This is a genomic window from Nocardioides insulae DSM 17944 (assembly GCF_000422825.1).
Lineage (GTDB): Bacteria > Actinomycetota > Actinomycetes > Propionibacteriales > Nocardioidaceae > Nocardioides > Nocardioides insulae.
Genome location: NZ_KE383929.1, coordinates 50,272 through 73,423, shown reverse-complemented (window position 1 = coordinate 73,423; position 23,152 = coordinate 50,272). Strand labels below are relative to the sequence as shown.

22 protein-coding genes are annotated in these 23,152 nt (G+C 70.5%); 5 read left to right on the top strand and 17 right to left on the bottom strand.

The window, feature by feature from the left end:
• Positions 1 to 5: 5 nt before the first annotated feature.
• The 16 genes from G515_RS0114950 to G515_RS21715 form a co-directional block, all read right to left on the bottom strand.
• Positions 6 to 1,571 (bottom strand): ABC transporter permease, encoded by a 1,566-nt coding sequence (locus tag G515_RS0114950; RefSeq protein ID WP_028660784.1) that lies wholly within the window; start codon positions 1,569 to 1,571, stop codon positions 6 to 8.
• Entirely contained in the window at positions 1,568 to 2,494 is a 927-nt protein-coding gene (locus G515_RS0114945; protein WP_028660783.1) for an ABC transporter ATP-binding protein, read from the bottom strand. Before G515_RS0114945 ends, G515_RS0114950 begins: the two co-directional genes overlap by 4 nt.
• 84 nt (positions 2,495 to 2,578) lie before the next feature.
• Positions 2,579 to 3,202, bottom strand: a complete 624-nt coding sequence (locus G515_RS0114940) for an acVLRF1 family peptidyl-tRNA hydrolase (RefSeq protein WP_028660782.1) — start codon at positions 3,200 to 3,202, stop codon at positions 2,579 to 2,581.
• A gap of 27 nt (positions 3,203 to 3,229) precedes the next feature.
• A complete protein-coding gene (locus tag G515_RS0114935; RefSeq protein WP_028660781.1) occupies positions 3,230 to 3,748 on the bottom strand; it encodes an ASCH domain-containing protein in 519 nt (172 codons plus the stop codon).
• A 9-nt stretch (positions 3,749 to 3,757) separates the two neighbouring features.
• Positions 3,758 to 4,591 carry an RNA methyltransferase gene (locus tag G515_RS0114930; RefSeq protein ID WP_028660780.1) on the bottom strand — a complete coding sequence of 278 codons (834 nt, stop codon included), beginning with the start codon at positions 4,589 to 4,591 and terminating at the stop codon, positions 3,758 to 3,760.
• 76 nt (positions 4,592 to 4,667) lie between these two features.
• Positions 4,668 to 5,405, bottom strand: coding sequence for an amino acid ABC transporter ATP-binding protein (locus G515_RS0114925; RefSeq protein ID WP_028660779.1), 738 nt, complete (start codon positions 5,403 to 5,405; stop codon positions 4,668 to 4,670).
• Positions 5,402 to 6,271, bottom strand: a complete 870-nt coding sequence (locus G515_RS0114920) for an amino acid ABC transporter permease (protein WP_028660778.1) — start codon at positions 6,269 to 6,271, stop codon at positions 5,402 to 5,404. The genes G515_RS0114925 and G515_RS0114920 overlap by 4 nt, the downstream gene beginning before the upstream one ends.
• Before the next feature lies 1 nt (position 6,272).
• Positions 6,273 to 7,154 (bottom strand): ABC transporter substrate-binding protein, encoded by an 882-nt coding sequence (locus tag G515_RS0114915; RefSeq protein ID WP_028660777.1) that lies wholly within the window; start codon positions 7,152 to 7,154, stop codon positions 6,273 to 6,275.
• 185 nt (positions 7,155 to 7,339) lie between these two features.
• Positions 7,340 to 7,675 (bottom strand): metal-sulfur cluster assembly factor, encoded by a 336-nt coding sequence (locus G515_RS0114910; RefSeq protein ID WP_028660776.1) that lies wholly within the window; start codon positions 7,673 to 7,675, stop codon positions 7,340 to 7,342.
• 74 nt (positions 7,676 to 7,749) lie between these two features.
• Entirely contained in the window at positions 7,750 to 8,226 is a 477-nt protein-coding gene (gene sufU, locus G515_RS0114905) for a Fe-S cluster assembly sulfur transfer protein SufU (protein ID WP_036555869.1), read from the bottom strand.
• Between the two features lie 2 nt (positions 8,227 to 8,228).
• A complete protein-coding gene (locus G515_RS0114900; protein ID WP_028660774.1) occupies positions 8,229 to 9,506 on the bottom strand; it encodes a SufS family cysteine desulfurase in 1,278 nt (425 codons plus the stop codon).
• A gap of 61 nt (positions 9,507 to 9,567) precedes the next feature.
• Positions 9,568 to 10,332 (bottom strand): Fe-S cluster assembly ATPase SufC, encoded by a 765-nt coding sequence (gene sufC / locus G515_RS0114895; RefSeq protein ID WP_028660773.1) that lies wholly within the window; start codon positions 10,330 to 10,332, stop codon positions 9,568 to 9,570.
• Positions 10,329 to 10,679 (bottom strand): non-heme iron oxygenase ferredoxin subunit, encoded by a 351-nt coding sequence (locus G515_RS0114890; protein ID WP_028660772.1) that lies wholly within the window; start codon positions 10,677 to 10,679, stop codon positions 10,329 to 10,331. Before G515_RS0114890 ends, sufC begins: the two co-directional genes overlap by 4 nt.
• 2 nt (positions 10,680 to 10,681) lie before the next feature.
• Positions 10,682 to 11,887, bottom strand: coding sequence for a Fe-S cluster assembly protein SufD (gene sufD, locus G515_RS21720; protein WP_036555868.1), 1,206 nt, complete (start codon positions 11,885 to 11,887; stop codon positions 10,682 to 10,684).
• Positions 11,884 to 13,326, bottom strand: coding sequence for a Fe-S cluster assembly protein SufB (gene sufB, locus G515_RS0114880; RefSeq protein ID WP_051218454.1), 1,443 nt, complete (start codon positions 13,324 to 13,326; stop codon positions 11,884 to 11,886). The genes sufD and sufB overlap by 4 nt, the downstream gene beginning before the upstream one ends.
• Positions 13,323 to 14,117, bottom strand: coding sequence for a helix-turn-helix transcriptional regulator (locus G515_RS21715; RefSeq protein WP_084653630.1), 795 nt, complete (start codon positions 14,115 to 14,117; stop codon positions 13,323 to 13,325). Before G515_RS21715 ends, sufB begins: the two co-directional genes overlap by 4 nt.
• A 197-nt stretch (positions 14,118 to 14,314) precedes the next feature.
• Between G515_RS21715 and G515_RS0114870 the strand changes: the two genes are divergently transcribed.
• From G515_RS0114870 to G515_RS21710, 4 genes are all read left to right on the top strand, one after another.
• Positions 14,315 to 16,651, top strand: coding sequence for a xanthine dehydrogenase family protein molybdopterin-binding subunit (locus G515_RS0114870; protein WP_211221058.1), 2,337 nt, complete (start codon positions 14,315 to 14,317; stop codon positions 16,649 to 16,651).
• A 174-nt stretch (positions 16,652 to 16,825) separates the two neighbouring features.
• Entirely contained in the window at positions 16,826 to 17,770 is a 945-nt protein-coding gene (locus G515_RS0114865) for an ABC transporter ATP-binding protein (protein ID WP_028660769.1), read from the top strand.
• Positions 17,763 to 18,563 carry an ABC transporter permease gene (locus G515_RS0114860; protein WP_028660768.1) on the top strand — a complete coding sequence of 267 codons (801 nt, stop codon included), beginning with the start codon at positions 17,763 to 17,765 and terminating at the stop codon, positions 18,561 to 18,563. Before G515_RS0114865 ends, G515_RS0114860 begins: the two co-directional genes overlap by 8 nt.
• Positions 18,560 to 19,480: a COX15/CtaA family protein gene (locus tag G515_RS21710; RefSeq protein WP_157571135.1), complete on the top strand. Its 921-nt coding sequence runs from the start codon at positions 18,560 to 18,562 to the stop codon at positions 19,478 to 19,480. Before G515_RS0114860 ends, G515_RS21710 begins: the two co-directional genes overlap by 4 nt.
• A gap of 383 nt (positions 19,481 to 19,863) precedes the next feature.
• Here G515_RS21710 and G515_RS0114850 read toward each other — a convergent pair whose 3' ends face one another.
• Positions 19,864 to 20,802 (bottom strand): heme o synthase, encoded by a 939-nt coding sequence (locus tag G515_RS0114850; protein ID WP_028660767.1) that lies wholly within the window; start codon positions 20,800 to 20,802, stop codon positions 19,864 to 19,866.
• Positions 20,803 to 20,941: 139 nt separating this feature from the next.
• Here G515_RS0114850 and tkt point away from each other — a divergent pair, with 139 nt between their 5' ends.
• A complete protein-coding gene (gene tkt / locus G515_RS0114845; RefSeq protein ID WP_281168307.1) occupies positions 20,942 to 23,077 on the top strand; it encodes a transketolase in 2,136 nt (711 codons plus the stop codon).
• Positions 23,078 to 23,152 lie beyond the last annotated feature (75 nt).

Sequence of the window (23,152 nt, the reverse complement as noted above, 5' to 3'; positions counted from 1 at the left end):
ACAAGCTAGCCGACATCGCGCCTCCGGAAGGCCGCTTGTCCTACGACACTCAGCGCCAGTGCCACCGCCCCGATGATCAGGATCGGCGTCGGATCGAGATCGGCGGCCGGGACCAGGGCGAGATGTTCGAAGGGCGAGAGCCAGCGCGACCAGTCGGGCAGGTCGAGCATCTCGCCGAAGAACAGCACGACGGCGACGTACACGACCGGGAGCCAGCCGAGCGCGCACCAGCGCGGGAGGACGCCGTACAGCAGTCGGGTGACCCCGCTCAGGGCCAACACCGCGGGGACGTACTGGAGGACCGGCCAGGTGATGCCCCAGGCGTAGGCGCCGTCCCCGGTCACCAGCCAGTAGCCCAGCCCGAGCCCCGCCCCGGCACTCGCCAGCACCAGCAGGGAGCCGATGAGGGTGGCGGCCACATGCCCCAGCAGCCATCCGACGCGAGTGGCGCGGGTGGACATCAGGAGCTCGGCATGGGTGCTCTCCTCCTCGTGTCGCGGGCGTAGCGCCGAGCCGACGGCGTAGCCGCACGCGATCACCGAGAGCATCACGAGCGCGGTGCCGTAGAAGCCGTCCAGGAGGTCCACCCCACCGGCCGCCAGCATCTCGGTCATCTGCTCGTTGTCCCCGAGCATCTCCCCCGGGCTGTCGCCGATGGCTCCGTAGGCGATCCCGCCGAGGAACATCCCGGCCATCCAGCCCAGCACCGTCGGACGATGCAGCCGCGCGGTCAGGGCGGCGGCGCTACCCATCCGCCCCGCCGCCGGTCCGGGCCGTGCCGATACCAGGCCGGCCCCGTAGTCACGCCGGGTGATCAACCAGGCGGCCAGCGCCATGCTCACCGCACTCGCGGCCAGGCTGAGCCCCAGCACCCACCAGCGGAGGCCGGCGAAGGCCTGGAGGGCCGAGTACCAACCGATCGGGGAGAGCCAGGAGAGCCAGGCCGCGTTCACGTCGCCGATCGCCCTCAGCCCGTAGGCCAGCCCCACCGCTGCTCCGGCCAGGCCGTACGCCGCCCGTGAGGTGGACGCCACCTGGGCTGCGGTCCACGCGCTCGCCGTGAACACGAAGCCGCAGCCGGCCAGGCCCAGGCCCATCGCCAGGGAGTCCTCCGGTGCGAGGCCGGTCGCCATGACCGAGAGGCCGCACAGGAGACCGATCACCAGGGAGGCGAGCAGCGAGACCAGCACTCCGGACGCCGCCGGCGCCAACCGGCCGACAGGGGTTGCGCGCAGCAGTTCGTCGCGCCCGGTCTCCTCCTCCGCCCGGGTGTGGCGGATGACGAGGAACATGGTCATCAAGCCGATCACGACCCCGCCGAAGACCTGGCAGTTCCACGCGACCTGACCCCCGAGTGTGTCCACCCCCTGCGCCGGGCCGGACAGCGCGACGTAGGACGGATTGCTCTCGATCGCGGCAGCTGCCTCGTCGAGCGCCTGCTGGGTGTCGTAGATGCCGGCGACCGAGACCGCGGTGAGCCAGTAGAGGGCGATCAGTCCCACCGCCCACCACAGCAGCATCCAGCGGTCGCGCCGGAGAGCCGAGCGGAGCAGTCGCAGGGTGCCGGTCATCGGCCGTCGTCCTGCGTCGGCGCCCCGGGCTCGTCCTCGAGGATGTCGCCGTAGTGGCGCAGGAAGAGCTCCTCGAGGGTGGGCGGCTGGCTCGTGAGCGTCCGGATGCCGGCTTCGCTCAGTTGGCCGATGGCGGCATCCAGAGCGTCGGTCTCCGCGGAGAAGCTCACCCGCCGCCCCTCGGCGATCAGGTCGTGCACGCCGGCGAGCTCGCCGAGCCCGGCTGCCGGTGCCGCCAGCTCGGCTCGCACGCTGGTGCGGGTCAGGTGGCGCAGCTCGGCCAGGGTGCCGGTCTCCACGATCCGCCCGGTGCGGATGATGCTCACCCGGTCGCACAGCTCCTCCACCTCACCCAGGATGTGGCTGGAGAGCAGGACGGTGCCGCCGCGGTCGCAGAACTCCCGGACGCACCGCTGGAAGGTCGCCTCCATCAACGGGTCCAGCCCCGAGGTGGGTTCGTCCAGGATCAGCAGCTCCACGTCGGCGGCCAGCGCGGCCACCAGTGCGACCTTCTGCCGGTTGCCCTTGGAGTAGGTGCGGGCCTTCTTCCGAGGGTCCAGCTCGAAGGCCTCGAGCAGCTCCTCGCGTCGGTCGGCGCGCAGCCCGCCGCGCATCTGCCCGAGCAGGTCGATCACCTCGCCGCCCGACAGGTTGGGCCACAGGCTCACGTCCCCGGGCACGTAGGCCAGCCGGCGGTGGATCGACACCGACTCGCTCCACACGTCCTCACCGAACACCGTGGCCGTGCCCGAGTCGCGCCGCAGCAGACCGAGGAGGACCCGGATCGTGGTGGACTTCCCCGCCCCGTTCGGGCCGAGGAATCCGTGCACCTCCCCCTGGGCCACGGTCAGGTCCAGCTCGTCGAGCGCCCGGAAGCGGCCGAAGGTCTTGACCAGCCCGCGGATCTCGATCACGTCCCTCATGAGGTGGACGCTACCGAGAGCCACCGACGGTTCGCCGCCCGACGCGACCGCGGGAAACCACGGGCGGGTGCCCGGGGCCGCGCCTCACGCGTCCGCGTTGGTGACGGCCACGGCCACGGCCGAGGCATCGGCCCGGGCCTGCTCGAGGGTGGCGCTGCGCGGGTCGGGTACGGCGAGCCACGGGCCGACCACCATCAGTTCCCGGAGCCCGGGACGGTCGAGCACCTCCTCCACGGCGGCATGGTCGCCCCCGGTCACCAGCGGTCCGCCGACCCGGCCCAACCCGTCGAGCAGCCGGGCGGCGTGGTCGGCGGCCGCCTCGAAGGCCTGCCTGGCCTGCTCGCCCCGTCGCCGGGCGAATCGCTGCTGGCTCCACCCGCCCGCCTTGCTCCGGCCCTGCACATGTCGACGGCCCACCTTCTGCGCGACCACCTCGGCGCCGTGCAACCGTGCCACCGCGAAGCCGCCCTTGCGGACGAGCAGGATCCCCCAGTCCGGCGGCAGGGCGGCCGCGTGCACCAGCCGGCCCGGGTCGGGCGGACCGTCGTACGCCCTCGCGAAGGGGAGCTCGGCGACGAAGGCAGATCCGTCCTCGGCGCGCCCGAGCAGTGCTCCGTCGGCCACCTCCAGTGCGGTGGCACCGTGCCGTCGCTCGAAGTTCTCCACCCAGTGCACCATCCGGTCGGCGGGCACACGCACCTCGGGCATGCCCCGGAGCCTACGGGCTGCGGGGACTCAGTTCTTGTACACGACCTTGAAGCGCTCCACGACGACCGGCATGTCGGGGCTGAAGCCGCGGTCGTGGTCGGCGTAGGTGGTGAAGAACCGCTCGTGCACCTCTCGCCACTGGGCCAGGGAGCGGTCGCCCTCGCCCTCGGCGTAGGCATGCTCCTCGTCGACCTCGTCGAACGGCACGACCCGGACGTCGTGGCTGACCAGCAGCGCCCTCGGGTGTCCGCGGCCGTCGAGCACGATGCTCAGGGCTCCCTCCTCGGGGACGGGCTCACCGGTCACCTCGTAGTCCCACAGCGCGCTCGCCGTACCGGTCTTGGTGCCCTCCAGGACCAGGTCGAGCAGTCCGTCGGCCTGCTCCGGAGTCCCGCCGAAGGCCCAGGCCGGGGGCTGGAGGGCCTCCAGCGGGCTGGCCCCGAAATAGCCGGGCAGGTCGCCCAGCTGGGCGTGCCGCTTGGCGACCTCCCAGAAGGCGCTGATCTCGGTCTCCTCGGGGCCGACCTGACCGTTCTCGACAGACATGGGCGGAGCCTACTCGGAGCGGCCCGCGATACGCCGCTGCCGGGCAGCCTCGTACAGGATCGCGGTCGCCGCGTTGGCTGCGTTGAGCGAGCTCGCGGCCCCGGCCATCGGGATCCTCACCAGGTGGTCGCACGCCTCCCGCCAGGTGCGACTGAGCCCGGTGGTCTCGTTGCCGACCAGCAGCAGCACCGGTCGGGTGAGGTCGAAGTCGAACACGTCGCACTCGCCGTGCTCGTCGGTGCCGACCACCGCGATCGGTGTGCCTGCGGTACGCCGGGCGGCCACCCAGTCCATGACGTCACCGGGCGCGGGCACCCGCACCGCGGGCAGGGCGAACAGCGATCCGGTGCTCGCCCGCACCGCCTTGGGGTCGTACACGTCGGCGGCGTGTCCGGTCACGACCAGGCCGTGGGCGCCGAGCGCATCGGCGGAGCGGACGATGCTGCCGATGTTGCCCGGACTCGTCGGCCGGTCCAGTGCCACCCCCAGGAAGTCGGAGGAGACGGGGATGCGGGCGAGGTCGTCCTCGGGCATCTCCACGACGGCGACCACCTCGGGCGGCGTCTCGTTCTTCTCCCCCAACTCCGCCAGCAGCTCGGGGGCCATCTCGATCCGGTCGGCCCGCACCGTGCCCAGCAGCTCGGCCAGCCAGGTCGACGGTCGAGCCTCCGCGTCGTGGATCAGCGCGTGGATCGGCCACCCGTGCTGGACGGCGAGGGAGATCGGGCGGACCCCCTGCACCAGGAACTCGTGCGCCCGAGACCGCTTGTTGCGATTGGTCAGCATCGCCTGCCACTGCTGGAAACGGGCGTTGCGCGAGGTGATCCGCTGGACGGTCGGCACGGAAGTCCTTCCTCTTCGATGGAGACGAGTGGGTGGTCGGTGGCTCAGCCGATGGAGATGGCGGGCCGGTGCCGCATCAGCGCAGCACCCGCGCCAGGAAGCGGCGGGTGCGCTCCTCCCGAGGTGCCCCGAAGAGCTCCTCCGGGGTGCCCTGCTCCAGGATCCCACCGGCATCGAGGAAGCAGACCCGGGTCGCGACCTCCCTGGCGAAGTCCATCTCGTGCGTCGCGAGCACCATCGTCATGCCGGCCCGGGCCTCGGCCCGGACTATCTCCAGCACCTCGCCCACGAGTTCGGGGTCGAGGGCCGCGGTGATCTCGTCGAGCAGGAGCACCTCCGGCGACGTGCAGAGCGCGCGCACCAGCGCCACCCGCTGCTGCTGCCCGCCGGAGAGTGCGTCGGGTCGCGCCCCGGCCTTGTCGGCCAGACCGAAGCGCCCGAGCAGGTCGACCGCCCGGTCCCGCGCCTCGTCGCGGCCGACGCCGTGGACCTTGACCTGGGCCAGGGTGCAGTTGTCGAGCACGGTCAGGTGTGGGAACAGGTTGTAGGCCTGGAAGACCATCCCGACCCGCCTGCGCACCTCCCGCGGGTCGATCAGGGGGTCGGAGATCTCCTTCCCCTCAAGTCGGATCACGCCGTCGTCGATCGGCTCGAGCAGGTCCAGGCACCGCAGCAGCGTCGACTTCCCCGAGCCGGAGGACCCGATCAGGCAGACCACGTCGTGGCGTTGCACGCTCAGGGAGAGGTCGCGGAGCACCACCCGGTCGCCGTAGGACTTGCGCAGGCCCTCGACCTCGATCAGCGGCGTCGTCATCGGCCCTGCTCCCGTCGGATCGAGCGCAGCATCAACCAGTCGGTGAGCCGGGTCAGCGGTACGGCGACCACCAGGAAGAACCCGGCCGCGATCAGGATCGAGGTGCCGTTGAAGTGGTAGCCCTGGTAGTCCTGGGCAGCGCGCAGCGCCTCGAAGACGCCCACCGCGGAGATCAGTGCGGTGTCCTTCTGCAGCGAGACCAGGTCGTTCATCAGCGGCGGCACGACCCGGCGTACGGCTTGCGGCAGCACCACGTGCCGCATCGTCTGGGTGCGGGTGAGCGCCAGTGCCTCGGCGGAGGCCCGCTGGGTCGGGTGGATCGCGAGGATGCCGGCCCGGATCACCTCCGCGACATAGGCGCCGTAGCACAGCACCAGGGCGAAGGTGGTGAGCCAGAACAACGAGGTGGTGACCCCCACCAGGTTCAGCGCCGGGATGCCGATGCCGCACAGCGCGACCACGAGCAGGGTGGGTACGCCGCGGAGCAGGTCGGTGTAGACGACCGCGAGCAGTCGCAGCGGTGCCAGCCAGGGGCTCACGGTGACCCGGGTGATCGCCACCAGGGTGCCCACGATCAGCACCGCCGGCTCGGCCACGAGGAAGATCCGGAGGTTGATCCAGAAGCCCTCCGCGATGGCGGCGAAGGAGTCACGCGCGTCGGGCCAGGAGAAGAAGTACTCGCGCACCCGGTCCCAGCCGGGCGAGGAGACGACTCCCGCGACCAGGCCGGCCAGCACGAGCACGGTGACCGCGGACGCGATCCACCGGCGTCGGATCCGTAGCCGTCGGGCGACCTGTTCGCGCTCCAGCTGACGCGCGCTGGGCGCCCAGCCGTCGCTCGCGACGGCGCTTCGAGCCGAGGACACGTCAGTCCAGGACTGGTACGTCGACCACGTCGGAGAGCCAGGTCTGCTCGAGTTCCGCCAGGGTCCCGTCGTCCTGCAGCGTCCGCACGGCCTGGTCGACGCACTCGGTCAGGCCGCTCCCCTTCTCCAGGAGCAGCCCGAACTCCTCGGGGTCGCCGCTGCCGGCGAACTGGCCGGCGATCACGCCCTCGGGGAGTTCGACGCTGGTCATGTAGAAGGCGGTCGGGAGGTCCTGCACGATCGCGTCCACCTGGCCGTTGAGCAGCGCCTGCTTGGCCTGGTTGGAATCCTCGAAGACCAACGGCTCCTGCTCGGGGTCGACGTCCTCGCGCACCGCGGTGAGCGAGGTGGTCGCGGTCTGTGCCCCGAGCTTGAGCTGCTTGAGTTCGTCCAGGGAGTCGGCCTGCTCGGCGTTCTCCTTCAGCGTGACCACCGCCTGCGAGGCGGCGTAGTAGCCGCTGGAGAAGTCGACCGCCGCGGCCCGCTCGGGGGTGATCGAGATCTGGTTGATGTCGAAGTCGAACTTCTTGTCCCCCGGTGTGTAGGAGGTGTTGAAGGTCTGCTTGACCCAGGTGACCTGGTCCGCGGTGAAGCCGAGCTCCTCGGCCACCGCGTAGGCCACGGCCGACTCGAAGCCCTCGCCGTTGCTCGGGTCGTTCTCGGAGAACCACGGCTCGTACGCCGGCGAGTCGGTGGCCACGGTGAGGACGCCCGCCTGCTCGAGCGGGAGGTCCTCGGGGGCGCACGACGCCGCCGCGGCGCCGGACTCCTCGGCCTCGGTCGAGTCCGCCGAGTCGGCGGAGTCGGTCTGCTCCGCGCAGGCGGTGAAGGTCAGAGCCAGCACGATCGGTGCGGCGAACAGGGCACTACGGCGAAGGCGCATGAGCAGAATGCTAAGGCCACCCGGAGGCGTTCCTTACCTTCTCCGTGACGGCGCCCGTTCTGCTCCCACGACCCGGGACCGGCCGGGCCCGGATGCGCCGATGCCCCCGCCGTTCGGCGGGGGCATCGCGATGACGGTGAGGCGCCGGCCCAGTCGGGCGCACCGGCCCGGTCCGGCGAACGCTCTCAGACGTTGAAGCCCAGGGCCCTGAGCTGCTCCCGGCCGTCCTCGGTGATCTTGTCCGGGCCCCACGGCGGCATCCAGACCCAGTTGATCACGACGTCGTTGACCATGCCGTCCAGCGCGGTGTTGGTCTGATCCTGGATCACGTCGGTCAGCGGGCAGGCGGCCGAGGTGAGGGTCATGTCGACCACGACATGGGAGTTCTCCTCGATGTGCAGCCCGTAGACCAGGCCGAGGTCGACGACGTTGATCCCGAGCTCGGGGTCGACGACGTCCTTCATGGCCTCCTCGACGTCCTCGATGGTGAGGGTCGCGCCCTCCACCACCGAGGTGGTCATCTGGTTGCCGGGAGCGAACGCCTCGCCCGGCGACCCGTGGTCGTGGGTGTGGTCGTGTTCGTGGGTGTGCTGGGTCATGATGCTTGGCCCTCCAGGGTCCGTGCGGTGGCGTCCTTCCATGCCATCCACGAGAGCAGAGCGCACTTGACGCGCGCGGGGAACTTGGCGACGCCGGCGAAGGCGATCCCGTCCTCGAGGACCTCCTCGTCGGGCACGACCGTGCCCTTCCCCTGCATGAGGGTGAGGAACTCCGTGTGGATCGCCAGGGCGTCGTCCACGGTCTTGCCGATCAGCAGGTCGGCCATCACCGAGGTGGAGGCCTGCGAGATCGAGCAGCCGAGGGCGTCGTAGGACACGTCCTCCACGGTACGACCCTCGGGGCCGCCGAGGTGGACCCGGAGGGTCACCTCGTCGCCGCAGGTGGGGTTGACGTGGTGCACCTCGGCCTCGAACGGCTCGCGCAGGCCCGCGTGCAGCGGGTTCTTGTAGTGGTCGAGGATGATCTCCTGGTACAGGGCATCGAGGTCCTGACCGGTGGCCTGTTGACTCATGCTCATCCCACCTTGAAGTACGAACGGGTGTAGTGCAGCGCCTCGATCAGGGCGTCGATCTCGGCCGGGGTCGTGTAGAGGTAGGACGACATCCGGGTCGAGCTCTGCACGCCGAACCGGGCGTGTGCCGGACGGGCGCAGTGGTGCCCCGCGCGGACGGCGACGCCTCGGACATCGAGCACCTGCGCGACGTCGTGCGGGTGCACCCCTTCCAGTTCGAAGGAGATCGCGCCCCCTCGCACGGCCGGGTCACCGGGACCGAGCACGGTGAGGCCGGGCACGGTGGCCAGGCCCTCGAAGGCGTATCCGGTGATCGCCCGCTCGTGGGCGTGGATGTGCTCCATGCCCACGTGGCCCAGGTAAGTCAGCGCCGCACCGAGCCCGACGGCCTCCACGATCGGCGGGGTGCCGGCCTCGAACTTGTGCGGGATGCCGGCGTAGGTCGACCCCTCCATCCGGACGGTCTCGATCATCTCGCCGCCGCCCAGGAACGGGGGCAGGGCCTCGAGCACCTCTCGGCGTCCCCAGAGCACACCGATCCCCGTCGGACCGACCGTCTTGTGGCCGGTGAAGACCAACAGGTCGGGGCGGTCGGTCTCCGGCATGCCGGCCAGATCGATCGGCAACTGCGGGGCGGCCTGGGAGGCGTCCACCACGACCAGCGCGCCGACCTCGTGCGCCCGCCGGGTGATCTCGGCGACCGGGTTGATCGTGCCCAGCATGTTGGAGACCCAGGTGAAGGTCACCACCTTGGTGCGCTCGGTGATCAACTCGTCGATGTTCGACAGGTCGAGCAACCCGTCGTCGGTCAGGCCGAACCAGCGCAGGGTCGCCCCGGTGCGCTCGGTGAGCAGTTGCCACGGCACGATGTTGGAGTGGTGCTCCATCTCGGTCGTGACCACCACGTCGCCCTCGCCGATCTTCCGGTCGCCCTTCGCCCAGGCCAGCGTGTTGGCCACCAGGTTGAGCGCCTCGGAGGCGTTCTTGGTGAAGATCACCTCATCGCGGCTCGGCGCTCCGAGGAACGCCGCGACGGTGTCCCGGGCCTCCTCGAACGCCGCCGACGCCTCGGCACCGAGCTGGTGCATGGCGCGCGCGACGTTGGCGTTGTGCCGTTCGAGGTGGTCGACCATGGTGTCGATCACGATCTGCGGCTTCTGCGAGGTGTTGGCCGAGTCGAGATAGACCAGCGGCAGGCCGCCGGCCAGCGAGCGCTCGAGGATGGGGAAGTCCTTGCGGACAACCTCGAGTTCGGGCAGCAGGCCCGGTAGCTCCACCATGGGTTCTTCCTTTCGGTGTGCGGTACGTCGTCGCGGCCGGCGTCCAGGACGCCGTCGCCGGTCAGGCCGAGGCGGCAGCCTTGACGAAGCGGTCGTAGCCGTTCGCCTCGAGCTCCTCGGCCAACTCGGCACCGCCGGACTCGGCTACCCGGCCGTCGACGAAGACGTGCACGACGTCGGGCTGCACGTAGCGCAGGATGCGGGTGTAGTGCGTGATCAGCAGGACGCCCTTGCCCTCCCGCGCACGGAAGTGGTTGATGCCCTCGGAGACGATCTTGAGCGCGTCGATGTCGAGACCGGAGTCGGTCTCGTCGAGGATCGCGACCTTGGGGTCGAGGAGGTCCAACTGGGCCATCTCGTGCCGCTTCTTCTCACCGCCGGAGAAGCCCTCGTTGACCGAGCGCTGGGAGAAGGACGGGTCGAGGGTCATCCGGTCCAGGGCGCCGTTGACCTCCTTGACCCAGGTACGCAGCTTGGGGGCCTCGCCGTCGATGGCGGTCTTGGCGGTGCGCAGGAAGTTGGAGACCGAGACGCCCGGCACCTCCACGGGGTACTGCATGGCCAGGAAGAGGCCGGCCCGGGCGCGCTCGTCGACCGACATCGCGAGGACGTCCTCGCCGTCGAGCAGCACGCTGCCCTCGGTGATGGTGTACTTCGGGTGACCCGCGACCGAGTAGGCGAGGGTGGACTTGCCCGACCCGTTGGGGCCCATGATCGCGTGCGTCTCGCCGTCACCGATGCTCAGGGTGACGCCCTTGAGGATCTCCTTGGGACCGTCCTCGGTCTCGACCGAGACCTTGAGGTCCTTGATCTCCAGCTTGCTCATGAGGGGGTGACTCCGTTCAACGTCATGGTGGTGTCGACATAGATGTCGCGCTCGCCGTCGGGGTTGGTGCGGACCTCGACGGGGAAGGTTGCGACTGGTTCGGTGGCCGGGAGGCCGGTGGGTTTGCCGGTGCGCAGGTCGAAGCACGAGCCGTGCATCCAGCATTCGATCTGGCACTCCTCGACGTCGCCCTCGCTGAGGGCGACCGCGGCGTGGCTGCACAGATCCTGGAGGGCGTAGACGTCGTCGCCGTGGCGGGCGATCGCGACGTCGTAGGCGCCCACGGTGACCGCGAGTGCCTCGTCCGTGCGGAGCTCGGTGAGCGCTGCGACCTTCTCGAAGGCCATCCTCAGCCCTGCTCTGCCGGGGCGTCGGCGGACGCGAACGCCTTGAGCACGTTCTTGGCCAGCTCCGCCTCGACCGTCTCGACCAGCTTGGCCTCGAGTTCGGGGACGTTGATCTTGCGGATCAGGTCGTTGAAGAAGCCGTGCACGACCAGCCGACGGGCCTCGTCCTCGGGGACCCCGCGCGAGCGCAGGTAGAAGAGCTGGTTGTCGTCGAAGCGGCCGGTGGCCGAGGCGTGCCCGGCCCCCTCGATCTCGCCGGTCTCGATCTCCAGGTTGGGGACCGAGTCGGCCTGGCAGCCGTCGGTGAGGACGAGGTTGCGGTTCTCCTCGTAGGTCTCGATGCCCTCGGCGACCTTGCGGATCAAGACGTTGCCGATCCAGACCGCGTGCGACCCCTCGCCCTGCAGCGCGCCCTTGTAGACCACGTTCGAGCTCGTCTTGGGGGCGTTGTGGTCCACGAAGAGCCGGTGCTCGATGTGCTGACCCTCGTCGGCGAAGTACATGCCGAGCATCTCCACGGAGCCGCCGGGACCGGCGTACTCCGCGGTGGCGTCGTGGCGCACCACGTCGCCGCCGAAGGAGACCGCAACGTGCTTGAGCGTCGCGTCGCGGCCGATCCGCGCGTGCTGGGTGGAGTGATGGACGGCGTCGTCGGCCCAGTCCTGCAGCGAGACGACGGTCAGGTCGGCGCCGTCCTCGAGGACGATCTCGATGTTGTCGGCCACGGTGGCGGTGCCGTCGAAGGCCAGCACCACCGTCGCCTTGGAGAACTTCTCCGCGACGATCACGATGTGTCCGGCGCTGGCGATCTCGCTACCGGTGCCGTGGTGGCGGAGCACGGTCGCGCCGTCCACGACCGCCTCGGCGGGCACCCGCACGAGGGTCGCGCCGGTCGCCGCGGCCCAGGCCCGGGCCGAGACCCGGTCAGTCGGGACGAGCCCGGACAGCCCGCGGTACGGCGAGTCGACCGGCAGAGCCTCGACGACCACGCCGTCGGCGAGCTCGGTCTCGACCTTCACCGCGCCGTCCGCGAACGGAGCGTCCTGGTGCAGGCCCCGGAGCCGCTTGAGCGGAGTGAATCGCCAGATCTCCTCGAGACCGGACGGGACGGCGTGGTCCTCGAGGTCGAAGGACCCCTGCGGGTGGAGATGCGACTCCACCGAGTCCTGCTCGAGTGCCTCAGCCAGGTTCTGTGCCACCGCGGTCACCCCACGGCTCCTTCCATCTGCAGTTCAATGAGTCGATTGAGCTCGAGGGCGTACTCCATCGGGAGCTCCTTCGCGATGGGCTCCACGAAGCCCCGCACGATCATCGCCATCGCCTCGTCCTCGGCCATGCCGCGGGACATCAGGTAGAAGAGCTGGTCGTCGGAGACCTTCGAGACGCTCGCCTCGTGACCCATCGACACGTCGTCCTCGCGGATGTCGACGTAGGGGTAGGTGTCCGAGCGCGAGATCTGGTCGACCAGCAGCGCGTCGCAGAGCACGTTCGACTTCGAGCCGTGGGCGCCCTCGTTGACCTGGATCAGCCCGCGGTAGGAGGTGCGGCCACCGCCGCGAGCCACCGACTTGCTCAGGATCGAGGACGAGGTGTGCGGCGCGGCGTGCACCATCTTGGCGCCGGCGTCCTGGTGCTGCCCCTCGCCGGAGAAGGCGATCGACAGGGTCTCGCCCTTGGCGTGCTCGCCCATCAGGTAGACGGCGGGGTACTTCATGGTCACCTTGGAGCCGATGTTGCCGTCGACCCACTCCATGGTCGCGCCCTCATCGCAGGTGGCGCGCTTGGTGACCAGGTTGTAGACGTTGTTGGACCAGTTCTGGATGGTCGTGTAGCGGCAACGGCCGCCCTTCTTCACGATGATCTCGACCACCGCCGAGTGCAGCGAGTCGGAGCTGTAGATCGGCGCGGTGCAGCCCTCGACGTAGTGCACGTAGGCGTCCTCGTCGACGATGATGAGGGTGCGCTCGAACTGGCCCATGTTCTCGGTGTTGATCCGGAAGTAGGCCTGCAGCGGGATGTCGACGTGGACGCCCTTGGGCACGTAGATGAACGAGCCGCCGGACCACACCGAGGTGTTGAGCGCCGCGAACTTGTTGTCGCCCACCGGGATGACCGTGCCGAAGTACTCCTGGAACAGCTCCGGGTGCTCCTTGAGCGCGGTGTCGGTGTCGAGGAAGATGACGCCCTGCTCCTCCAGGTCCTCGCGGATCTGGTGGTAGACGACCTCCGACTCGTACTGGGCCGCGACGCCGGCGACCAGGCGCTGCTTCTCCGCCTCCGGGATGCCGAGCTTGTCGTAGGTGTTCTTGATGTCCTCGGGCAGGTCCTCCCAGGACTGGGCCTGCTTCTCGGTGGACCGGACGAAGTACTTGATGTTGTCGAAGTCGATGCCCGACAGGTCCGAACCCCAGGTCGGCATCGGCTTGCGACCGAAGAGCTTGAGGCCCTTCAGTCGCAGGTCGAGCATCCAGGCGGGCTCGTCCTTCTTGGCCGAGATGTCGCGCACGACGTGCTCGTTGAGGCCACGCTCGGCACCGGCACCGGCCACGTCGGGGTCGGACCAACCGAACTCGTAACGGCCGATCCCCTTCAGCTCGGGGTTGAGCTGCTCGATCTTCGAGCCATCAGGCTCAGTGATGGAGGTCATGACTGGCTGACCCGCTCCTTCTCTTGGTGGGGTGACTTCTCGTGTTCGGTGAGCGAAGCTGCTCCGGCCCTGCCGAGGGTCCCGGTGCCCGGATCGGCCTGCTGATCCAGGGCGTGCGCCGGGTCGGGGATGCAGGTGGTGCACACCCCGTCCCCATGCGCGATCGTGGCCAGCCGCTGGACGTGGGTGCCCAGGACCTCCCCGATCGCGGCCGTCTCGGCCTCACAAAGCTGTGGGAACTCGTGGGCGACGTGGGAGACCGGGCAGTGCTGTTGGCACAACTGCTCCCCCACGACCGGAAGCTGGGTCACCGAGGCGGCGTAGCCGTTGTCGCTGAACACCTGCGCCAGCACCTGTGCCGGCGAGAGTTCGGGCGAAGCGGCAGACACCTTCTCGAAGCCCTGCTTGATGAACAACGCGCGCCGGTGCGCGAATTCCCGGACGGCCTGCTCGCCGCCGGTCTCGGCCAGGAACCGCATCGCCTGCACGGCGAGGTCGTCGTACTGCTGATCGAAGCTGTCCCGGCCGGCGTCGGTCAGCACGAAGACCTTGGCCGGTCGCCCGCGGCCGCGATGGGCACCGGGACGCGGACTCCGGGCCTCCGCCGTACCCATCTCCACGAGCTGGTCGAGATGACGACGCACCGCTGCCGGAGTGAGCTCGAGACGATCGGCGAGCTCGGCGGCGGTGGACGGGCCGTCGACGAGCAGGGACCGAGCCACGCGCTGACGCGTGGGCTCGTCACCCTCGTGCCCGGAAAGGGCACGCTGGGGCTGCTCGTCGAATTTCACAACGCCAGTGTGCCGTTATTCGAAACCGTCATTCAAGCAAGGTTGACCTAACCTCCACCGCCCGTGTGACCTGCCCCACGGGACGGCTCCGACCCCCTAGTCTGACGAGCGTCAGAACCGTACGTCGACTCACGTGTCTCCGATGCGTTGACAGGAGCGTCATGCCGGGCTCGATCTTGGGAACAACCGTCCACCGCGTGGAGGACCCCGACCTGCTGGTCGGCCGGTCCACCTTCACCGACAACGACCGATCACCCGGCGTCCTGCACGCGGTGTTCGTACGCAGCACGTTCGCGCACGCCCGACTGACCGGGATCGAGCTCGACGAGGCGAAGGCGGCGCCGGGAGTCGTCGGTGTCTTCACCGCCGCCGACTTCGCGGACCTGACGGTGCCTCCCTTCGCCGCGCTCAATCCCCGGATCGAGCGCGGCGCGCTCACCGGCGACGTGGCCCGCTACGTCGGCGATCCCGTCGCCCTGGTGGTGGCCGAGACCCGCGCCCAGGCGGTGGACGCCGCGGAGTTGGTCTACGCCGACTTCGAGCCGCTGCCCGTGGCGGCCGACATGGAAGCAGCCCTGGAGGAGGAGGCATCGCTCCAGTTCCCGGTGCTCGGCAGCAACATCGCCGGCTCGCGCAAGAGCGATGACATCGGCGAGGACCCGTGGGAGGGCGCCGCCCACGTGGTCCGGGCGCGGTTCGAGAACCAGCGGGTGGCTTCGTCGCCGATGGAACCGCACGTGATCCTGGTCCGTCCCGGGGAGCATGCCGGGGCCGATCACGACCTCGAGGTCACCTTGGGCACCCAGCACCCCCATCAGGCGCGCGACATCCTCGCCGGCTTCGCCGGGCTCGACCCGGCGCGCGTTCGAGTGGTGGCTCCCCACGTCGGCGGCGCCTTCGGCGGCAAGGCGGGCGCCACCACCGAACACTGCGCCGTGGTCGCGGCCGCCCGGGCCCTCGGCGCGCCCGTCAAGTGGGCCGAGACCCGCAGCGAGGCGATGATCTCGATGCAGAGCCGCGGCCAGGTGCAGTACGCCGAGATGGGTCTCGACGCCGAGGGCCGGATCCTCGGCGTGCGGCTGCGTCTGGTCGGCGACGCCGGCGCCTACGGCGGGTTCGGCGGCGGGTTCGTGCTGGGCCTGACCCACATGATGACCTCGGGCGCGTACGCCGTCCCGCGACTCACCTATGCCGGGATCGCGGCGCTGACCAACACCGCACCGACCGGCGCGTTCCGCGGAGCGGGGAGGCCGGAGGCAGCGGCGCTGATCGAGCGGCTGATGGACGTGGCGGCCGCGGAGACCGGGCTCGCCCCGGAGGAGATCCGTCGGCGCAACTTCATCGCGCGCGATGAGTTCCCCTTCACGACCGTCACCGGCGCCACCTACGATGTCGCCGACTTCGACCTCGCCCTGGACGAGGCGCTGCGGGTCGCCGGGGTGGACGAGCTCCGCGCCGAGCAGGCCGAGCGACGCCGCCGCAACGACCCACGACAGCTCGGCATCGGCATCTCCACCTACATCGAGATCACCGGGTTCGGCGGCAGCGAGTTCGCCTCGGTCGAGCTGGACGAGGAGGGCCGGGCGACCGTGAAGGCCGGCACCTCGGCCCACGGCCAGGGGCACGCCACGTCGTACTCGATGATCGTGGCGGATCGGCTCGGCCTGCCGATGGACCGGATCGACTTCATCCAGTCCGACACGGCCCAGGTGCGTTCGGGAGGCGGCACCGGCGGTTCCCGCTCGCTGCAACTGGGCGGGAGTGCCGTCAGCCGGGCTGCGGAGAAGGTGCTGGCCCGGGCCCGCGAGATCGCGGCCCGCCTCCTCGAGGCCGGCGTCGAGGACATCGAGCCCGGCGGCGCCGGGTTGGCCGTGCGGGGTGTGCCCGAGGCCAGCGTGGGGTGGGCCGAGATCGCGGCGGCCGCGGCCGCGGAGGGCACCCCGCTCCACGAGTTCGACGACTTCACCGCGGGGGCCGCGACCTTCCCCTTCGGTGCGCACGTCGCGGTCGTGGAGGTCGACGTCGAGACCGGTTTCGTCACCCCTCTCCGGATGGTCATGGTCGACGACTGCGGGCGGGTGCTGAACCCGCTGCTGGTGCGCGGTCAACAGCACGGCGGGGCCCTCCAGGGCATGTCGCAGGCGCTGTGGGAGCACTTCCAGTACGACACCGAGGGCACCCCGCTCACCTCGACCTTCGCCGACTACGCCATCCCCACCGCCGCCGACGCGATCTACTACGACGCCCTCAACACCGAGACCCCGACGCAGCTGAACCCGCTCGGTGCCAAGGGCATCGGCGAGTCCGCGACGATCGGTTCGACGCCGGCGGTGCAGAACGCCGTCGTCGACGCCGTCAGCCATCTCGGCGTCCGCCATATCGACCTGCCGTGCACTCCCGAGCGGGTCTGGCGTGCCGTCGAGGCGGCCCGAGCGGGCACCCTGCCCGACCTGTGGCGGGACCCGCCGGCGGCCTTCGACCGGATCCCGTTCGACTCGGAGGGGGCCTCGGTCAGCCAGAGCGCCGAGGTGTGAGCATCGTCGACCCCGGGACGACGGTCCCGGGGTCGGGCACGGTCGGGCTCCGGGCGGGGGCCCCGGCGGCTGAGTCCGAACCCCGGCCGGAGCCCGCGCGAGCCCGGTGCGAGACCCGTCACACCGGGCCTCCGCAAGGAGGGCGTGGCGGGCATCCCTGCCTAGACTGAGGCGGTGTCAACATCGGTGCCACCGGCCGTCGAGATCGACGGCCTGGTGATGAGGTACGGCGAGAAGGTCGCCGTCGACGACCTCTCCCTGACCGTCCCGCGGCACAGCGTCACCGCGGTGCTCGGCCCCAATGGCGCCGGCAAGACCACCACGCTGGAGACCTGCGAGGGCTACCGCAAGCCGCACCAGGGCAAGGTGCGGGTGCTCGGCCTGGACCCCGTCCGCCAGCGCCAGCAACTCCTCCCCCGGATCGGCGTGATGCTCCAGGGCAGCGGCGCCTGGAGCGGCGCGCGGGCGATGGAGATGCTCCACCACGTGGCTCGACTGCACGCCCACCCGCTCGACGTCGATCTGCTGGCCGAGCGGCTCGGGCTGGGCGAGTGCGGGCGGACGCCGTACCGCCGTCTCTCCGGCGGCCAGCAACAGCGACTCGGCCTGGCGATGGCCGTCGTCGGCCGTCCCGAGATCGTCTTCGTCGACGAACCGACGGCCGGGATGGACGTCCAGGCGCGGCGCACCACCTGGGCGCTGCTGCGCGAACTGCGCGACCACGGCGTCACCGTCGTCCTCACCACGCACTACCTGGAGGAGGCCGAGCAGCTCGCCGATCTGGTCCAGATCATCGACCACGGCCGGCTGATCGCCTCGGGCTCCCCCCTCGAGCTCACCCGCGGCGGAGCCACCGCCACCATCCGGCTCGTGGTCACCCGCCCGTTCCCGCCGGGGGCACCGGAGAGCCTGCGGGCCGTGCTCGGCCGGGGGATCGAGGTGACCCAGCTCGACGCCCGCAGCCTGGTGGTCACCGGTCCGGCCGACGGCAGCACCCTGGCCCGGGTCTCGCGATGGTGCGAGGAGCACGACGTGCTCCCCGAGTCGCTCACCCTCGGCCGACGCAGTCTGGAGGACGTCTTCGTGGAACTCACCGGGCGGGAGCTCAGCCGTGACTGAGTCCCCCACCTCCTCCGCGCCGACGCGCGCGCTCGACTTCAGCCCGCGCCCCGGCAGCGCTCCCCTGGGCCGCCAGATCCTGGCGCAGGCCTCGATGGAGGCGCGGCTGATGCTGCGCAACGGCGAGCAGTTGCTGCTCGCCCTGGTGATCCCGGTCGTGGTCCTGATCGGCGGCGTCAAGGGCGGCGCCCATCTCGGCCTCGACATCGACGGACCCCTCGTCGACCTGCTCACCCCCGGCGTCCTCGCCCTGGCGGTGATGTCGACCTCCTTCACCTCGCTCGCGATCGCCACCGGCTTCGAGCGCCGGTACGGCGTGATCAAACGGCTGGGCGCCTCTCCCCTGCCCCGCACCGGGCTGCTGGCCGGCAAGGTGCTGGCCCTCTTCGCCGTCGAACTGGTCCAACTGTTCGTCATCGGCGGCGTCGGCCAACTGCTCGGCTGGACACCCGCACCCGGGGCGATCGGGCTGATGCTCGCGATCCTGCTCGGCACCGCCGCGTTCGCCGCCCTCGGACTCTTCGTGGCCGGCGTCCTGCGAGCCGAAGCGACCCTGGCCGCGGCCAACCTCATCTACCTGCTCCTGCTGGCCGGCGGCGCCGTCGTCCTCCCCGCCTCCGTGTACGGCGATGCCATCGGTGCCCTGGCCCAGTGGCTGCCGTCGGGGGCGCTGGGCGAGGCGATGCGCACCGCCCTGGTCGACGGCGGCATCGCCTGGCGCGACCTCGGGGTGCTCGCCTGTTGGGCAGTGATCGGCACCGGACTCACCGCAAGGACCTTCAAGTGGGAATGACCCAGACCGCACCGCTCCCCTCCCGCACGACCCGCCTGGGTCGCTGGTTGTGGTGGACCGCCGTGGCCAACCTGGTCGCCAACATCGGCATCATCGTCACCGGCGGCGTGGTCCGGCTGACCGGTTCCGGCCTCGGCTGCCCGACCTGGCCGCAGTGCTCGGAGGGCTCCTACGTCGCCCACGGGGCGCTCGGCTGGCACGGCGTCATCGAGTTCGGCAACCGGCTGCTCACCTTCGTGCTCGCCGCGATCGCCATCGGCTGCTGGGTGCTGGCCCTGCTCGTCGTCCGTGCGCAGCGCCGGTCCGGCGGCTCGGTGGACCGGCGTCCGCTGGTGCTCACCACCATCATCGCGCTGGGCATCCCCATGCAGGCGGTCATCGGCGGGATCACGGTGCTCACCGACCTCAATCCGTACGTCGTCGCCCTGCATCTGCTCTGTTCGATGGCGATGGTCGGTGTCTGTGTGCTGCTGCTCGACGTCCTGCGCGGTCCCGAGCGGCCGGCGGCCGGCTCCTCGCTGCGCGTGACCGGCCTGCTGACCTTCGTCGTGGGCTGGGTCGTGCTCTGGCTCGGCACCGTCGTGACGGGTTCCGGTCCGCACTCCGGGGACCTCGATTCGCATCGGACCGGACTGGACCCCGAGGTCGTCTCCCGCGTCCATGCTCTGTCCGTCTACGCGCTGGTCGCGCTCACCGTGGTCGCGATCGTCCTCGCCCGGCGGATGCGGCTGCGGCTGGTGACCTCGGCCGCGCTGCTGCTCCTGGGCGTCGAACTCCTCCAGGGCGTGATCGGCTACGTCCAGTACTTCACCGGTCTGCCGGCGGTGCTGGTCGGCCTGCACATGCTGGGCGCCGCACTCACGTCGGCCGCGATCACCTGGCTGCTGCTCACCACTCGGGCCCGGTCCCGCGGCTGAGCCGTCCGCGGGCTCACCCGCGACGCTCGGGTTTCAGCAGGGGTCGGCTCGGGTACCTACTCGGGGACGAGCTCCTCGCCCCTGGAATACCGCCGTGACCTTGCCCCGCTGGCCTGATCTGCGCAGGCGAGCCCGGCCGATCGCGCCACCCCGGCCTGCACGGCCTCGAAGGTCTCCGAACCGGGCGCAGCGCCGTCCACCGATCACGGTGAGCAGCAGCCGATCCACCGACCCCGTGCGGAGAATGCTCCCCGAGGACCGTGCGTCGGGGCGCCGATCGGGAGCCAGCGTCGTGCCGTCGCCCTCGCGACGTGCTCGCGCCGTCCTCCGAGTGGGTCGGTGTCCCCCGCTGCTCGGATGAGCGGGTCGAGGACCGCGACGGATCAGAAGAGCGGGTCGAGAGCGACCGCGACGAACAGCAGGGCGAGGTAGAGGTTGCTGCTGTGGAACAGCTGCATCGGCTGGAGGACCGACAGGTCCTCCGATGTCTTGGCGCGGGCGTAGAGCCGGTGGGCCTGCACGATGAACACCGCGCCGAGGATCACCGCCACCGCGGGATAGAACCAGCCGGTGTCGACGGCCGGCCACAGCAACAGCGAGGTGGCGACCGTGACCCAGGTGTAGACGACGATCTGGCGCCCAACACTCCTGGCCGGCTTGACCACCGGGAGCATGGGGACATCGACGTTCGCATAGTCCTCGCGGTAGCGCAGTGCGAGCGCCCAGGTATGCGGGGGCGTCCAGAAGAAGACCACCATCAGCAGGATGAACGGCGCCCAGTCGAGCGAGCCGGTGACCGCCGTCCAGCCGATCATCGCCGGGAAGCCGCCCGCGAGGCCGCCCCACACGATGTTCTGCGTGGTGCGCCGCTTGAGCAGCATGGTGTAGACGAAGACGTAGAACGCGTTCGCGGTCACGGCCAGCGCGGCGGAGAGCCAGTTGACCCACACCGCCAGGATGACGGTGGAGAGCACCGCGAGGACGCCGCCGAAGACCAGCGCCGCGGTCGGGGTCACGATGTGGCGCGGGAGCGCGCGCCGTCGGGTGCGTCGCATCTGCTCGTCGATGTCACGGTCGTAGACACAGTTGAACACCGAGGCGGATCCGGCGGAGCACATCCCGCCGAGCACGGTCGCGATCACCAGGCCGAGGTCGGGGATGCCCTTCTCGGCGATGAACATCACCGGCACGGTGGTCAGGAGCAGAAGCTCCATCACCCGGGGCTTGGTGAGCCCGACGTAGGCGGCCACCACGTCCTTGAAGGTCGCCCGGGTCGGGTCGGATGCCTCGACATCCGGAACTTGCTGGCCGACGTAGGTCACCGGGTGAGTCTAACGCCCATGGTGGGTAGGCTCGTCATCAGCATTCGGCCCGTCGGTCGGGTGCGCCCACCGGCCGTACAACCGTGCGCCTCAACTCCGTGTGAAGGCTCACATCGCATCCGTGAGCGAGAGGAACCTCGTGCCAGACACCCCAGACCTCGAGTGGACCGAAACCGACCAGTTGGCGGTGGACACCATCCGTGTCCTCGCCATGGACTCCGTCCAGAAGGTCGGCAACGGTCACCCCGGCACCGCGATGAGCCTCGCGCCGGCGGCGTACCTCGTGTTCCAGAAGGTCATGCGGCACCACCCCGCCGATCCGGAGTGGATCGGTCGCGACCGCTTCGTGCTCTCCTGCGGCCACAGCTCGATCACCCAGTACATCCAGCTCTACCTCGGCGGGTTCGGAGTGGAGTTGGATGACCTCAAGGCGCTGCGCACCTGGGGCAGCAAGACCCCCGGCCACCCCGAGTACGGCCACACCTCCGGGATCGAGGTGACCACCGGGCCGCTCGGCCAGGGCGTCGCCAATGCCGTGGGCATGGCGATGGCGGCCCGTCGCGAGCGCGGACTGCTCGACCCCGACGCTCCGGCCGGCGAGTCCCTCTTCGACCGCCACATCTACGCCCTGTGCTCCGACGGCGACCTCCAGGAGGGCGTCTCCGGTGAGGCGTCCTCGATCGCGGGCACCCAGCAGCTCGGCAACCTCACCGTGATCTACGACGCCAACCGGATCTCCATCGAGGGCCACACCGACGTCGCCTTCTCCGAGGACGTCGCGAAGCGGTACGAGGCCTACGGCTGGCACGTCCAGACCGTCGACTGGACCGACTCCGGCTCGGCCTACGACGGCGGCGACTACCACGAGGACGTCCACGCCCTGCACGCGGCGGTGCGGTCGGCGGAGCAGGTCACCGACCGCCCCTCCCTCATCGTCCTGCACACGGTGATCGCCTGGCCGGCCCCCAACGCGCAGAACACCGAGCAGTCGCACGGCAGCGCGCTGGGCGAGGACGAGGTCGCGGCGACCAAGAAGGTGCTCGGCTTCGACCCGGAGGCCCACTTCGAGGTGCCGCAGCGGGTGCTCGAGCACACCCGCGGCCTGATCGCCCGCGGCAAGGCCCTGGCCGCCGAGTGGGAGGACCGGTACGACGCCTGGGCGGCCGAACAGCCCGAGCGGGCCGCGCTGCTGCACCGGCTGCGCCGCCGCACCCTTCCCACCGGGCTGGCCGACGCGCTCCCGGTCTTCGAGCCGGACGCCAAGGGAGTGGCCACCCGGGCCGCCTCGGGCAAGGTGATCAACGCGATCGCACCGGTCATGCCGGAGTTGTGGGGCGGCTCGGCCGACCTCGCCGGCTCCAACAACACCACCATCAACGGGGTGCCCTCCTTCATCCCGGAGAGCCGCTCGACCGGCGAGTGGAGCGGGGACCCGCTGCACGGCCGGGTGCTGCACTTCGGCATCCGCGAGCACGGTATGGGTGCGGTGATGAACGGCATCGCCGTGCACGGCCTCACCCGGGTCTTCGGCGGCACCTTCCTCACCTTCTCCGACTACATGCGTGGTTCGGTGCGGGTCGGGGCGCTGATGAAGGCGCCGGTGGTCTACGTCTGGACCCATGACTCGGTCGGACTGGGCGAGGACGGACCGACCCACCAGCCGATCGAGCACCTGTGGGCGTTGCGAGCGATCCCCGGGCTCGACGTGGTCCGCCCGGCCGACGCCAACGAGACCGCCGCCGCCTGGCTCGCCGCGCTCGAGCACGACCGGCCCACCGGCCTCATCCTGAGCCGGCAGGCGGTGCCCACCTTCCCCCGCGGCACCGACGAGTCCGGTGAGCACTGGGCGAGCACCGACGGTGTCGAGAAGGGCGGTTACGTGCTGCTGGACGCCGAGGACGGAGAGCCCGACGTCGTCCTCATCGGCACCGGCTCCGAGGTCCAGTTGGCGGTGGCCGCGCGCACCCAGCTCGCGGCCGAGGGCATCCGCGCACGCGTCGTCTCGATGCCGTGCGTGGAGTGGTTCGAGGAGCAGCACCAGGCCTACCGGGACCAGGTGCTCCCGCCGACGGTCAAGGCCCGGGTCTCGGTCGAGGCCGGCCTCAGGTTGGGGTGGCGCGAGTACGTCGGCGACGCCGGCCGCTCCGTCTCGATCGAGCACTACGGCGCCTCGGCGTCCGGGGCCCGGATCTTCCAGGAGTTCGGCATCACCGCCGAGGCGGTGGCCCAGGCCGCCAAGGACAGCATCGCGGCGGCCTCCGCTGCGGCCCGGTGATGCCGCCGATGACCGGCCGGTGATCCGCCAGTGACAAGTGCCGCCCGTCGTCCTGACCGGACGGCGGGCGGCGTA

Excerpts from the sequence above, each read along its gene's own strand:
- G515_RS0114945 (WP_028660783.1), bottom strand. The coding sequence starts at position 2,494 with ATGAGGGACGTGATCGAGATCCGCGGGCTGGTCAAGACCTTCGGCCGC.
- sufU (WP_036555869.1), bottom strand. The coding sequence starts at position 8,226 with ATGAGTCAACAGGCCACCGGTCAGGACCTCGATGCCCTGTACCAGGAG.
- G515_RS0114925 (WP_028660779.1), bottom strand. The coding sequence starts at position 5,405 with ATGACGACGCCGCTGATCGAGGTCGAGGGCCTGCGCAAGTCCTACGGC.
- G515_RS0114890 (WP_028660772.1), bottom strand. The coding sequence starts at position 10,679 with ATGGCCTTCGAGAAGGTCGCAGCGCTCACCGAGCTCCGCACGGACGAG.
- G515_RS0114950 (WP_028660784.1), bottom strand. The coding sequence starts at position 1,571 with ATGACCGGCACCCTGCGACTGCTCCGCTCGGCTCTCCGGCGCGACCGC.
- G515_RS21710 (WP_157571135.1), top strand. The coding sequence starts at position 18,560 with ATGACCCAGACCGCACCGCTCCCCTCCCGCACGACCCGCCTGGGTCGC.
- G515_RS0114900 (WP_028660774.1), bottom strand. The coding sequence starts at position 9,506 with ATGGTGGAGCTACCGGGCCTGCTGCCCGAACTCGAGGTTGTCCGCAAG.
- sufC (WP_028660773.1), bottom strand. The coding sequence starts at position 10,332 with ATGAGCAAGCTGGAGATCAAGGACCTCAAGGTCTCGGTCGAGACCGAG.
- sufB (WP_051218454.1), bottom strand. The coding sequence starts at position 13,326 with ATGACCTCCATCACTGAGCCTGATGGCTCGAAGATCGAGCAGCTCAAC.
- G515_RS0114910 (WP_028660776.1), bottom strand. The coding sequence starts at position 7,675 with ATGACCACCTCGGTGGTGGAGGGCGCGACCCTCACCATCGAGGACGTC.
- G515_RS0114915 (WP_028660777.1), bottom strand. The coding sequence starts at position 7,154 with ATGCGCCTTCGCCGTAGTGCCCTGTTCGCCGCACCGATCGTGCTGGCT.
- G515_RS0114940 (WP_028660782.1), bottom strand. The coding sequence starts at position 3,202 with ATGCCCGAGGTGCGTGTGCCCGCCGACCGGATGGTGCACTGGGTGGAG.
- G515_RS0114935 (WP_028660781.1), bottom strand. The coding sequence starts at position 3,748 with ATGTCTGTCGAGAACGGTCAGGTCGGCCCCGAGGAGACCGAGATCAGC.